The sequence below is a fragment of the Luteimonas colneyensis genome, from assembly GCF_014836665.1.
Lineage (GTDB): Bacteria > Pseudomonadota > Gammaproteobacteria > Xanthomonadales > Xanthomonadaceae > Luteimonas > Luteimonas colneyensis.
Genome location: NZ_JACSQJ010000002.1, coordinates 25,803 through 38,803 on the forward strand (window position 1 = coordinate 25,803; position 13,001 = coordinate 38,803).

General features: G+C 71.5%; 8 protein-coding genes. 2 read left to right on the forward strand and 6 right to left on the reverse strand.

From position 1 onward, the window contains the following. Positions 1 to 18: 18 nt before the first annotated feature. The gene (locus H9645_RS04230) at positions 19 to 2,718 is read right to left on the reverse strand and encodes an alpha-amylase family glycosyl hydrolase (RefSeq protein WP_191728500.1); all 2,700 of its coding nucleotides are present in this window, start codon (positions 2,716 to 2,718) and stop codon (positions 19 to 21) included. Positions 2,719 to 2,934: 216 nt separating this feature from the next. Here H9645_RS04230 and H9645_RS04235 point away from each other — a divergent pair, with 216 nt between their 5' ends. Together H9645_RS04235 and H9645_RS04240 are read left to right on the forward strand one after the other, a co-directional pair. Further along, entirely contained in the window at positions 2,935 to 5,616 is a 2,682-nt protein-coding gene (locus H9645_RS04235; RefSeq protein ID WP_191728501.1) for a TonB-dependent receptor, read from the forward strand. Between the two features lie 106 nt (positions 5,617 to 5,722). Further along, positions 5,723 to 7,138: a solute:sodium symporter family transporter gene (locus H9645_RS04240; protein WP_191728502.1), complete on the forward strand. Its 1,416-nt coding sequence runs from the start codon at positions 5,723 to 5,725 to the stop codon at positions 7,136 to 7,138. Between the two features lie 84 nt (positions 7,139 to 7,222). Here H9645_RS04240 and eda read toward each other — a convergent pair whose 3' ends face one another. Genes eda through zwf form a run of 5 tightly spaced genes read right to left on the reverse strand, consistent with a single transcriptional unit; the run spans position 7,223 to position 12,722 of the window. Beyond that, the gene (gene eda / locus H9645_RS04245) at positions 7,223 to 7,888 is read right to left on the reverse strand and encodes a bifunctional 4-hydroxy-2-oxoglutarate aldolase/2-dehydro-3-deoxy-phosphogluconate aldolase (protein ID WP_191728503.1); all 666 of its coding nucleotides are present in this window, start codon (positions 7,886 to 7,888) and stop codon (positions 7,223 to 7,225) included. Continuing rightward, on the reverse strand, positions 7,885 to 8,940 hold the full coding sequence (gene glk / locus H9645_RS04250) for a glucokinase (protein WP_191728504.1): 1,056 nt from the start codon (positions 8,938 to 8,940) through the stop codon (positions 7,885 to 7,887). The genes eda and glk overlap by 4 nt, the downstream gene beginning before the upstream one ends. After that, complete coding sequence (gene edd, locus H9645_RS04255; RefSeq protein WP_191728505.1) at positions 8,937 to 10,820, reverse strand: phosphogluconate dehydratase; 1,884 nt, start codon at positions 10,818 to 10,820, stop codon at positions 8,937 to 8,939. The genes glk and edd overlap by 4 nt, the downstream gene beginning before the upstream one ends. Continuing rightward, a complete protein-coding gene (locus tag H9645_RS04260) occupies positions 10,820 to 11,269 on the reverse strand; it encodes a 6-phosphogluconolactonase (protein WP_191728506.1) in 450 nt (149 codons plus the stop codon). Before H9645_RS04260 ends, edd begins: the two co-directional genes overlap by 1 nt. Next, positions 11,262 to 12,722 carry a glucose-6-phosphate dehydrogenase gene (zwf, locus tag H9645_RS04265; protein ID WP_191728507.1) on the reverse strand — a complete coding sequence of 487 codons (1,461 nt, stop codon included), beginning with the start codon at positions 12,720 to 12,722 and terminating at the stop codon, positions 11,262 to 11,264. Before zwf ends, H9645_RS04260 begins: the two co-directional genes overlap by 8 nt. Between the last annotated feature and the right edge of the window lie 279 nt (positions 12,723 to 13,001).

Here is a 13,001-nt window from a genome sequence, read left to right on the forward strand (position 1 = left end):
GCGGGACCGCTCGCGCCCCTAGTCGACGCCCAGCGTGAGCTGGACCGCATCCATCACCAGCGGATCGACCGCACCATCACCGCCACCGAAGGCATGCGCACCCGCCTCCGGGCGCAGCGGGCGATAGCCGGCGTCATAGTCCCAGGTGGTGACGTGGAGCTTCGCACCCTGCAGCGTCGCCGGCTGGCCGATCGCGGTGGCCGGAACGGTGAAGGTCAGCGTGCCCGCGGCGGTATCCACGGCGATGTCCGGCGCCGGCATGACCGTGGCGCCTTCGTCCACCGCGTCCGCGCCCGCGGCGCTGCCGAGCAGGTTCGACCAGCCATGGCTCCGCATCCGGTAGTGCCAGCGCATGCCGTCGGGCAGGGTCGCGTTCTGCAGCGGCATCACCGTTTCACCGCCGTCGCGTCCGGGCAGCTGCAGGTAACCGGTGATCGCGACATGGTCGAAGCCGTTGGCCGGGTTCCAGGCCTGGCTCAGCGCGCGCATCGTCAGCTCCACGCGCAGCGCGCCGCCGGCGCCCCAGGCGCGCACGCGCAGGATGTCGGCGGGCCGCAGGCTGCTCCAGGCACCGGCGGTTGGATAGACGTAGCGTCCTTCCGGGCCGGCATCGTCGCCGCGCGGATCCTCGACGTCGGCCAGCAGCCGCCAGTCGTGCTCGACGCGGAAGCCGCGTGCCACCGATGCCTGACGCGTGCGCGGATCGAAGGCGACCACGCGGTGCGGCGCCTCCGGATCGATCATGCCGCCGGTGCGCACGAGGGCGGACCAGCGGCCGGTCGCGTCGGCAGTCACCTCCTGTGCGGACGCGAGATCGCCATCCACCACGACGTGGACGCGACCGTGGGGCGGCGCCTGACCATGCACGGTGAAGTCGCCGCTCTGCACCGGCGCCGGCAGCGGCTCGATGTCGAGCGCGGGGTCCTCCGTGGCATCCGTTGCCGCGTCCTGCGAAATGCCCATCGCCGCGCGCGTGGCAGGCAGCGACGCTGCACCATCCGCGTGGATCACCGCGTCCGCCGGAAGTGCCCACACCTGCCCGCTGCGCGGCGGCAGCACCAGCGTGAGCCTGCCGGCAGCGTCGGCGACCACCGCCCCGGGCGCGCCCTCGATCGCGAACAGACCCTCCAGGCGCGCTCCTGCGGTGACGCCCGGCGCGAGGTTGTCGAGCAGCACCGGCACCTCCGCGGTGTTGAGTACCACCAGCGCCGCCTCGCCCTCGTGCTGCATGCGCCAGGCGATCGCACCCGCGGCCGCGGCGTTCGAGGCCAGCACGGTCGGCGTGCCGCGCGAGAACAGTCGATGCCCGCGGCGCAGGGCGATCGCCCGCTGCAGGTAGCGGTACAGCGGTGCGTCGACGTCGAAATGATCGCGTCCGCCGCTGTCGAAGCCGCCGGCGAACATCGCCCTGCGCTGCGCGGTGAAACCCTGCCCGGTGCCCTGCCAGATCACCGGGATGCCCGGCAGGGTCAGCATCGCCAGCAGCGCCTGGCGCAGTGCGGGCTCGCTGCCGCCGGCAAGGAAGCGGTCGACGTCGTGGTTGTCGATGAAGCTCGGCATCCGGTGCGGATCGCGGTGGATGGACATGATCGATTCGATGCGGTGCCCGAGCTCGGCCGTCGGCCTGCCGCGCGCGAACACGTCGCCGAAGGTGCCGTAGAGCGGGAAGTTGATCATCGACGGCAGGCCGCCGGGCGTGCGCACGTAGGCTTCGAGCTTGCATGCCTGCGCGTCGCCGTAGGGCCGATCGCTGCCGAAGCCTTCGCCGAAGGACAGGAAGTCCGCGCGCCCAGTCGCGCGCGCCACCCGCTCGATGCCCGGCGCTTCCGCATCGTCGGCATGCAGGAAGTCGGCGAAGAAGTCCTCCTGCACGTGGAAGGCGGTATCGACGCGGAAGCCATCCACGCCCGCCTCGTGGATCCAGCGGCCGTAGCTCGCACGCAGCGCGCGCCGGACCTGCGGATTCTCCGTGTCGAGGTCGTCGAGGCCGGCGAGCGCGAACTCCAGCTCCTGGCGACGGTCGGTGAAGTCCGCGATGTCAGGCGTCCAGTGGTAGGCCGATGCGTCGCGATGCGCGGGATCGGCCGGGTCGTTGCGGTCGAAGGGCGCCTGCACCGGCGCGCTGCGCCCGCGCGGGTCGCGGCGCACGCGGCAGTCGCGCGCGGGATCAGCCGCGCGTGGCTCCACGCCATCAGCCACGTCATTGCCATCGGCGGACGCCACGCACTGCAGCCAGTCGCCGACGTGGTTCACCACCACGTCCTGCACCAGGTACATGCCGGCGCCGTGCAGCCTGCGCGACAGCTGCCGGTAGTCGTCGAGCGTGCCGTAGTGGGCATCGATGCGGTCGAAGTCCTCGGCCCAGTAGCCGTGGTAGCCCGAGTAGCCGGCGCCGGGGTTGAGCCACTGGTTGGCCACGGGCGGCGTGATCCACAGTGCGGTCGCGCCCATTCCCTGGATGTAGTCGATGCGGCGCGCGAGCCCCGCCAGGTCGCCGCCGCTGTAGCGGCTCGGGTCGGTCGGGTCGTATTCGCCGATGCCCTGGTCGTTGTTCGATGGATCGCCGTCGTCGAAGCGGTCGATCATCGCGAAGTACATCACCTGGTCGCGCCAGTCCGGCGACGGCACGTGCAGCGGCCCCAGGCCTTCGCCAACGGCCGTGCCGACGGGGATAGTGGCGGCCAGCGCCAGCACCGCTTGTCGAAACCACTGCGGCATCCCGCGCCCCCATTGTCCAGCCCTGGCACGCCCCGGTCGCAGGCATGCGTCCGCAGCCACTATTCCACAGCGCATGACATCGGCGACCGCGTGCTGCAGTGCAGCGCCATGAATACGTTTGCAACGCAGGGCCTGTCGGCCACCGCAGCCCTACCATCGACCCATGCCGGAGGAGGGGCCTCCAGGCGCATCGCCGTGAATGGAATGGGGACTGACATGCTGAGACTCGAACGGAACCTGCTGAGTGCCGCGCTGGCCTCCGTGTTGACCCTGGCCGCGCACGGCGCCAGCGCGCAGACGGTGGCCGCGGATACGCCCGCGCAGGAAGACGCCGACGCGGTGACCCTCGACCGCGTGCAGGTGACCGGCATCCGCCGCGGCATCGAGGACGCGATCGACGCCAAGCGCACCTCCACCTCCATCGTCGAGTCGATCTCGGCGGAGGACATCGGCAAGCTGCCCGACATGTCGATCGCCGACTCGCTGGCGCGCCTGCCCGGCCTGACCGCGCAGCGCTTCGGCAACCGACCGCAGGAGATCAACATCCGCGGCTTCGCCGGCGACTTCTCCACCACGCTGCTCAACGGCCGCGAGCAGGTCAGCCTGGGCAACAACCGCGGCGTCGAGTTCGACCAGTACCCGTCGGAGCTGATCAGCCAGGTCATGGTCTACAAGACCCCGGACGCCCAGCTGGTCGGCCAGGGCCTCTCGGGCACCGTCGACCTGCGCACGGTGCGCCCGCTGGCCTTCGGCGAGCGCGCGGTCGCGCTCAACGCCCGCGGCGACATGAACCGCCTGGGCGACAGCGACGAATGGGGCAGCCGCTTCAGCGCCTCCTACATCGACCAGTTCGCCGACGACACCATCGGCGTCGCGATCGGCTACGCGCGCATGGACAACCCGACGCAGGGCCGCCAGTACGAGTCCTGGGGCTACGACAACGGCGTGCTCGGCGGCGCCAACATGCACCTGATCGAGGGTGACAACCAGCGCGACGGCCTGATGGGCGTGCTCGAGTTCAGGCCCAACGACCGCTACCACTCCACGCTGGACGTCTTCTACTCGCAGTTCGACAAGGAGGAGTCCAAGCGCGGCCTGCAGATGGGCCTGGTCTGGGGCAACGGCTCCACGCTCATCGGCGGCACCCGCAACGCCAACAACACCATGACCGAGGCGCACTGGACCAACGTCAAGCCGATCGTGGTGCGCAACGACTACAACGCCGCCGACGACAGCCTGTTCGCGATCGGCTGGAACCAGGAGCTCAAGGTCAGCGACGACTGGACGGTGAGCGCGGACATCGGCCACTCCTCGGCCAGGCGCGACGAGCGCCTGCTGGAGATCTACGCCGGACCGGCCGACCAGGGTCGCGACACGGTGGACCTGGTCTACAACCCCGCGGGCTACTTCGACTTCACCCTCGGCCGCGACTACACCGACCCGTCGGGGCTGCGCATGTACGACCCGGGCGGCTGGGGCGGCGAGCGCGCGCAGGCCGGCTACCTGAAGGACTTCCGGGTCAAGGACGCGCTGGCCTCGGTGCGCCTGGACGCCACCAGGACCTTCGACACCGGCTTCATCAGCAGCCTCGCCTTCGGCGCCAACCTCACCGACCGCACCAAGAGCCGTGCGTCGAGCGAGGCGACGCTGTGCCTCACCGCGGCCTGCACCGACAACGTCGAGGGCGTGATCCCCGGCCAGTACGTCACCAACACGTCCTTCGGCCAGTTCGGCCTGCCCGGCGTGCTGGGCCTCGACGCCCTGGGCATGTTCAACGGCGGCGTGTTCCATCTCTGGACCAAGGACCACGCCGACATCTCCAACAAGAACTGGGAGGTCGAGGAGGAGATCGCGACCTTCTACGTGCAGGCCAACATCGACTTCGACATGGGCTCGGTGCCCGTGCGCGGCAACGTCGGCGTGCAGGTGGTCAATGCCGACCAGGCCTCGACCGGCATCGCGACGTTCCAGGGCGTGGCCCTGACCGAGGAGGCCAGGCGCGGCAGCAGCATCACCGAGGTGCTGCCGAGCCTCAACCTGTCCTTCGAGCTGCCGGCCGAGCAGGTCGTCCGCTTCGGTGCGGCGCGGCAGATGGCGCGGCCGCGCATGGACGACCTACGCGCGAACGCCGGCTACGGCTTCGACACGCAGCGCGGCATCCTCAGCGGCAGCGGCGGCAATCCCGAGCTGGATCCGTGGCTGGCCGACGCCTTCGACATCTCCTACGAGAAGTACTTCGGCGGCAAGGGCTATGTGAGCCTCGCCTACTTCCACAAGGACCTGAAGACCTACATCTACAACCAGACCACCGAGTTCGACTACCGCCAGCTGCCGCTGCCCGCCGGCCTGCTGCCGCCGGGCCTTCCGGACGGCTGGTGGGAAGGCGAGTACTCGCAGCCGATGAACGGCGAAGGCGGGACGCTCAAGGGCTTCGAGGTCGCCGTGTCGATGCCGCTGGACCTGCTGTGGGCACCGCTCGAGGGCTTCGGCGTGGTCGCCAGCTATTCCGACACCGACAGCGAGATCGAGCCGCTGGGTCCCGGCACCACCGAGCCGCTGCCGGGCCTGTCGAAGTACGTCTCCAACGTCACCGCCTACTACGAGCGCTTCGGGTTCTCGGCGCGCGTCAGCCATCGCCGCCGCTCGGATTTCCTGGGCGAGGTCCAGGGCGCCGGCGGCGACCGCACCAAGGTGTTCTTCGCCGGCGAAGGCGTGACCGACGTGCAGCTTGGCTACACGTTCCAGTCGGGTCCGCTCGAGAACCTGGCGCTGCTGCTGCAGGTCAACAACCTCGAGAACGAGCCCTACCGCACCATCAGCGATGGCCTCGACGAGCGTCCGCACCAGTACTTCGAGTTCGGCCGCACCTACCTGCTGGGCCTGAACTACAGGTTCTGAGCGCAGGCACCGCGTGACCCCGGCCCCTGCCGACCCCGTGCGGGCCGGCAGGGGTCTTCCGTTCCGGGCCATGGCCACCACGCCCGCGTGGCCGCAGGAGAACACGATGGAATCGAACCTCGTCCAGGTCGCGGTGTTCCTGGTCCTCACCGCGCTGGTGGCCGTGCTCACCTGGTGGCGCTGCCGGCGTGAGCCGCGCGGCACCGACGCCGCGCGCGACTACTTCCTCGCCGGCGGCACCCTGTCCTGGCCCTTGATCGCGGGCTCGCTGCTGCTGACCAACATCAGCGCAGAGCAGATCGTCGGCATGAACGGCGGCCAGTCCATGCTGCTGGCCTGGTGGGAATTCGGCGCCGCGGCGGGCCTGCTGGTGCTGGCGCACGTGCTGGTGCCGATGTACTACCGCTACAGGTGCACCACCACCACCGAGCTGCTGGAACGTCGGCTTGGCGATCCCGCGCTGCGGCGCGCGGTCTCGGTGCTGTTCATGCTCGGCTACATGTTCATCCTGCTGCCGGTGGTGCTGTACACCGGCGCGGTGTTCATGAAGTCGATGTTCAACCTCGAGATGTCGATCCTGGCGATCTCGGCGCTGTTCGCCGCCGGCGGCCTGGCCTACGCGGCCTTCGGCGGGCTGCGCGCGATCGCCATCTCCGACACCTGGAACGGCGTCGGCCTGCTGGTGATGGGCCTGGCGGTGACGGTGTTCGCGCTGGCCGCGGTCGACTGGGACCTCTCGGGCATTCCCGCCGAGCGCTGGACCCTGGTCGGCGCGGCCGACTCCGACATCCCGTGGACGACGCTGCTCACCGGCATGCTCTTCATCCACGTCTTCTACTGGGGCACCAACATGGTGATCGCCCAGCGCGCGCTCGCGGCACGCTCGGTGCGCGAGGCGCAGAAGGGCATCTACGCGGCGGCGGGCCTGAAGCTGCTGACCCCGCTGATCGTGATCTTCCCGGGCGTGATCGCCTACAAACTCTATGGCGACGTCGGCGACGTGGCCTATGGCCGCCTGGTCGGCGACGTGCTGCCGCCCGCGCTGTCGGGCGCCTTCGCGGCGATGATCACCGGTGCCGTGCTGTCGAGCTTCAACTCCTGCCTCAACTCCGCCGCGGCGCTCTACACCTGCGACATCCACCTGGCAACGGTAAATCCGGATGCGGACGTGAAGCGCATCGGCCAGCGGGTGACGGTGCTGTTCAGCCTGGTCGCGCTGGCGATGGTGCCGGTGTTCCAGAACGCCGAGAGCATCATCGCCATGCTGCAGCAGCTCAACGGCCTGTACTCGATGCCGGTGCTGGCGGCCTTCGTGGTGGCGATCTTCTTCACCCGCATCGATCCGCGCGCGGTGCGGGCCGGGCTGCTGTTCGGCGTGGCGCTGTATGCGCTCTTCACCTTCGCCTGGACCCCGCTGCACTACATCCACCTGATGTTCATCACCCTGGTGTCGACGGTGGTGGTGATGTGGGGGCTCAGCCGGGTGATGGCGCTGCGTGCGCCGGCGGCACAGGCGGCCTGAAGCAGGGCGTCCGGCAGCCCGGCAGGCTTGCGGCCTTGACGGAGCCGGCACGACGGCCGGGCGGATCCGCGCAGGACCTGCGTGCTACCGGGCGACGCTCCCTGCCAGCATCGCAGCCTCGCGCGCAAGCCGGCCGATGGCCGCCCAGTCGCGGGCCTGCAGCGCCGCGGCCGGCACCATCCACGAGCCGCCCACGGTGACGACGTTCCGCAGCGCGAGGTAGTCCGGCGCGCTGCCCGCGTCGATGCCCCCGGTGGGGCAGAAGCGCACCTGGGGAAAGGGGCCGCCGAACGCGCGCAGCGCGCCGGTGCCGCCCGAGGACGCCGCGGGAAAAAACTTGAAACGCCGATGGCCATGCCCGAGGCCGCGCATGATGTCGCTGGCGCTGGCCACGGCGGGAATCCAGGGAATGCACGCGGTGTCCGCGGCCGCATAGAGCGCGTCGGTCGCGCCCGGGGAAATGGCGAAGGCCGCGCGTGCGGTGTCCGCCGCCGCGAGGTCCTCCGGACGCAGCACCGTGCCGACGCCGACCACGGCGTCCGGCACCTCGACCACGATTCGCGCCACCGCATCCAGCGCCACCGCCGTGCGCAGGGTCACCTCCAGCACCGGCAGGCCGGCGTCGACCAGCGCGCGCGCCAGCGGCACCGCGTCCTCCAGGTGTTCGATCGCCAGCACCGGCAGCACCGGTGCACGCGACAGCAGGGCGTCCACGCGCTCGGCGCGGGCATCGGGCGTCCACAGGCTCATGGCGCACCCTCCCCGCCGCGCAGCGCCACCGCCGCGCCCAGCAGGCCGGGATTGGGATGGATGGCGACCTGCACCGACACCGGCTCCAGCCAGGCGGCGAAGCGGCCCTTGGCCAGGAAGCGCTCGCGGAAGGCGCTCGCGCGCAGGAAGGGCAGGAAGCGCGGCACGATGCCGCCGGCGATCACCACGCTGCGCGCGCCGTGCACCAGCGCAACGTCCCCGGCGACGCTGCCGAGGATCGCGCAGAAGCGCGCCAGCGCGCGGCGCGCGACCACGTCATGGCCGTCGAGCGCCGCGGCCACTACGTCGGCGGGGTCGCGCATCGGGCCCGGCGGCCCACCTTCGCGTTCGCGCAGCACCGCGTCGATCGCGGCCAGGCCGCTGCCCGACAGCAGCCGCTCCCAGGAGGCGCGGCCATGGCGCGCGATCGCCCAGTCGGCGAGCGCGCGCTCCTCGTCACCCAGCGGCGCGAAGCTGACGTGGCCACCCTCGGTCTCCACCACCGTCCAGCCCTGCGCGGCGCTGCCCGCGAGCAGGCCGACGCCGAAGCCGGTGCCGGGCCCGAGCACGCTGATCGGCCCGCGCTCCAGCGCGTGGTCCTGGCCATGCAGCACCACACGCTCGTCCGCTGCCAGCGCGGGTACGGCGTGCGCGATGGCGCCGAAATCGTTGAGCAGGCGCAGCTCGTCCAGGCCCAGCGAGGCGCGCAGCTCGTGGCGGTTGAAGGACCAGGCGCGGTTGGTCAGGCGGATCTCGTCGCCGCCGACCGGGCAGGCCAGCGCGATCGCCGCCCGCCGCGGCCGCGCGCCGACCTCGGCCAGGTAGTGCTCCGCGGCGTGCTGCAGGCTGGCGAACCCGGCGTTGCGCAGCGAGCGCGGCTCCAGCAGCTCCGGCACGCGCGCGGACGGATCGCACAGGGCGAAGCGCGCGTTGGTGCCGCCGATGTCGGCGATCAGCGCAAGGTCGGCACCGGAGCCGGCCGCGGTGGCACCGATGCCGGCCTGCGCCGTGGCTCTGCTTTCGCTGCCTGTACCGGCCGCTGCCTGCATCATCGCGCTGCTCCTTCCCCGGCCCGGGCATCCACCGCATCCACCGCAAACAGGCTGCAGGCGCCCTCCTCCGCCGTGCCCGCCTGCCTGCGCATCAGCGCGAACAGCTCGCGGCCCATGCCGGAGTGGCTGCCCTCGCCACGCGCGGACACCGGCACCCGCGCCTGCCATTCGTCCTCGTCCACGCGCACGTCGAGCGCGCCGGCCTCGGCGTCGATGTGCACCAGGTCGCCATCGCGAAGGCGCGCGATGGCACCACCGGCCGCCGCCTCCGGCGTCACGTGGATCGCCGCCAGCACCTTTCCCGAGGCGCCGGACATGCGCCCGTCGGTCAGCAGCGCGATGCGCTGGCCCCGGTCCTGCAGCACGCCCAGTGTCGGCGTGAGTTTGTGCAGCTCGGGCATGCCGTTGGCGCGCGGGCCCTGGCCGCGCACGACCGCGACGAAGTCGCCCTCCAGCGCGCCCGCGGCGAAGGCGGCCAGCACCGCATCCTGCGATTCGAATACCTTCGCCGGCGCGGTGATCGCGCGGTGCTCCGGCGCCACCGCCGAGACCTTCACGATCGCGCGGCCGAGGTTGCCGTCCAGCCGCCGCAGCCCGCCCTCGCTGTCGAACGGCGCCGCGACGCCGCGCAGCACGTCCGGATCCAGCGACGCCGGCGGCGGCTGGCGCCAGCGCAGCGCGAGGTCGTCGAGCCAGGGCTCCAGCATCTGCCGGCGCAGGTCGCCGCCGTGCACGCAGGCGATGTCGGGATGCAGCAGGCCGGCGTCCAGCAGCTCGCGGATCGCGAAGCCCATGCCGCCGGCGGCGTGGAAGTGGTTCACGTCCGCGCCGCCGTTCGGATAGATCCGCGCCAGCAACGGGGTGACCCGCGACAGCGCATCCAGGTCATCCCAGTCGATCACGATGCCCGCCGCGCGCGCCATCGCCACCAGGTGGATGGCGTGGTTGGTCGAACCGCCGGTCGCCGCCAGCCCGACCATCGCATTGACGATCGCCTTCTCGTCCACCGTCCGCGCCAGCGGCCGATAGCCCGGCGCATCGGCATCGTCCGTGGCATCGCCGGCCAGCGCGCTGATCCGCAGCGCCTGCTCGGTCGCCGCGACGGTGAGCGCGTCGCGCAGCGGCGTGCCCGGATTGACGAAGGCGGTGCCCGGCATGTGCAGGCCCATCACCTCCATCATCATCTGGTTGGAGTTCGCGGTGCCGTAGAAGGTGCAGGTGCCGGGCGCGTGGTAGCTGCGCGCCTCGGCGTCGAGGAGTTCCTCGCGGCTGGCCTTGCCCTCGGCGTAGCGCTGGCGCACCGCGGCCTTCTCCCTGTTTGGCAGCCCCGACGGCATGGGCCCCGCCGGCACGAAGAGCACCGGCAGGTGGCCGAAGGACAGCGCGCCGATCAGCAGCCCCGGCACGATCTTGTCGCACACGCCCATCAGCAGGGCCGCGTCGAACATGTCGTGCGACAGCGCCACCGCGGTGGCGAGCGCGATGGTGTCGCGCGAGAACAGGCTCAGCTCCATGCCGGCGCGGCCCTGGGTCACGCCGTCGCACATCGCCGGCACGCCGCCGGCCACCTGGGCGCTGCCACCGGCGTGGCGCGCGGCCATGCGCACCAGCGCCGGGTAGTGTTCGAAGGGCTGGTGCGCGGAGAGCATGTCGTTGTAGGCGGTGACGATGCCGATGTTGCCGGCGTGTCCCGCGCGCAGCACCGACTTGTCCTCGCCCGCGGCCGCGAAGCCGTGCGCGAGGTTGCCGCAGGACAGCCGCATGCGCGCGGGACCGGCGCCGCGCGCGTCGTCCATGCGCCGCAGGTATTCGGCACGGCTGGCGCGGCTGCGTTCGATGATGCGCGCGGTGACGCGCTCGACGGTCGGGTGCAGGCTCATCACGGGCTCCAATGTACGTGCAGCTGCGCGCCGCGGGCGTGCAGGAGGGCCGCCACCGGCCGGCGCCGCGGGTCGGCGCCGGCCATGGCCTCTTCCAGCACGGCACGCTTGCCCGCGCCGGTGACGGCAAGCAGCAGTGTGCGCGTGCGCAGCAGGCGCGGCAGGGTCAGGCTGATGCGCGGATACGGCGCTTCCGGCGGCAGCGGAACGGGATCGATGCGACATGCGTCCAGCGCCGGGTCGAAGTCTTCGTCCAGGTTCGCGGCACCGGGGAACAGCGACGCGAAGTGCCCGTCCCCGCCCATGCCCATGCCCATGCCCAGCAGCACCGCGTCGAAGGGTTGCGGATTCGCGGCCAGCAGCGCCCGGGCGTGTGCCAGCGAGGCCCCGGCCAGCCGTCCACCGTCGGAGTGCGCGTGCAGGATCCAGCCCATCCCGCCCTCACTCACGCCAGGCGTGGCCGTGGCGTTCGGCCAGGGTGACGGCGCGGCCCGGCCCCCAGGTGCCGGCGGGATAGGTGCGCGGCTGCATCCCGGCCTGGTGCCAGCCTTCGCGGATGGCGTCGACCCAGGCCCAGGCGGCTTCGGTCTCGTCGCGGCGCACGAACAGGGTGCCGTTGCCCTCGATGGCATCCAGGTACAGGCGCTCGTAGGCGGGGCGCCGGCGGTGCGCGGCGAACTCCTCCTGCATGTCCAGGTCCAGCGCCACCTGCGACATCTGCAGGCCGGCGCGGTCCAGCCCCGGGGTCTTGGTCATCAGCCGCAGCGCGATCCGCTCTTCGGGCTGCAGCTGGATCACCAGCGCGTTCGGCTGCAGCCGCGCCTGGCCATGGTCGAAGATCGAGTGCGGCACGTCGCGGAATTCGATGTAGATCTCGGTGCTGCGGCGCGGGAGGCGCTTGCCGGTGCGCAGGTAGAAGGGCACGCCCTTCCAGCGCCAGTTGTCGACCCGTGCGCGCAGCGCCACGAAGGTCTCGGTGTCGCTGGCGTGTCCGAGCTCCTCCAGGTAGCCGGGCACCGCCCGCCCGCCGATGGCACCGGCGACGTACTGCCCGGCGACGCTGTCGGCCTCCACCTCGGCGCGCCCGATCGGACGCAGCGAGCGCAGCACCTTCATCTTTTCGTTGCGCAGCGCCGTGGGCTCGAACTGCGAGGGCGGCTCCATCGCCACCAGGCACAACAGCTGCAGCAGGTGGTTCTGCAGCATGTCGCGCATCGCGCCCGAGCCGTCGTAGTACTCGCCGCGCCCCTCGACGCCGACGGTCTCGGCCACCGTCACCTGCACCTGCGCGATGTGGCGCGCATTCCACAGCGGCTCGAACAGCGCGTTGCCGAAGCGCAGCGCGATCAGGTTCTGCACGCCTTCCTTGCCAAGGTAATGGTCGACGCGGAACACCTGGTCCTCGGCGAACACGCGCGCGACCGCGTCGTTGATCGCGATCGCGCTGGGCAGGTCGTGGCCGATCGGCTTCTCGAGCAGCACGCGGGTGCCCGCGCCGGCGAGGCCATGGGCGCCCAGCGCCTCGCAGACCGGCGCGTACCAGTGCGGCGCGGTGCTCAGGTGGTAGACCACGTCACCATCGCGGCGGGCGGCGACCGCCGCGGCGAGCTCCGCCAGGCCTTCGGCGTGGTCGAGGGCGGCGGGCTGGTAGCCGATCCGGTCCAGCAGGGCCTCGAGCGCGGTCTGGTCGCGCTCGGCGGCCGGCACCTGCGAGGCGACGGCCTCCGCGACCATGGCCCGGAAGCCGGCGTCGTCGAGCCCGCTGCGCGCAGTGCCCAGGATGCGCAGCCCTGGCGGCAGCAGCCCGTCGCGCTGCAGCCCGAACAGCGACGGCAGCAGCATCCGCTTCGCCAGGTCGCCGGTGGCGCCGAAGATGGTCAACAGCGGGGCAGGTGCGGTCATCGGGGCGTCCGTGGGCAGGACAGCCGAGAGTAGCGTCCCGCCCCACGCGCGGCGGATGCATACGATTGCATCGGGCAGTAAAAAGCCCCGCAGGCAGGGGGGGCCGGCGGGGCTGGAGAACGGGGCTCGGGGAGAAGCCGTCGTTCCGGGGTCGATCATCTCCAGGGGAGGGGAGTGATCTGCGACAGACCTTGCATCTGTCGCGACCTATATGACCACCGTGAACATGGATGGTTCGTGAAGATCACCGTTAACTTTCTGTTGGGTTCAGCCGGCATT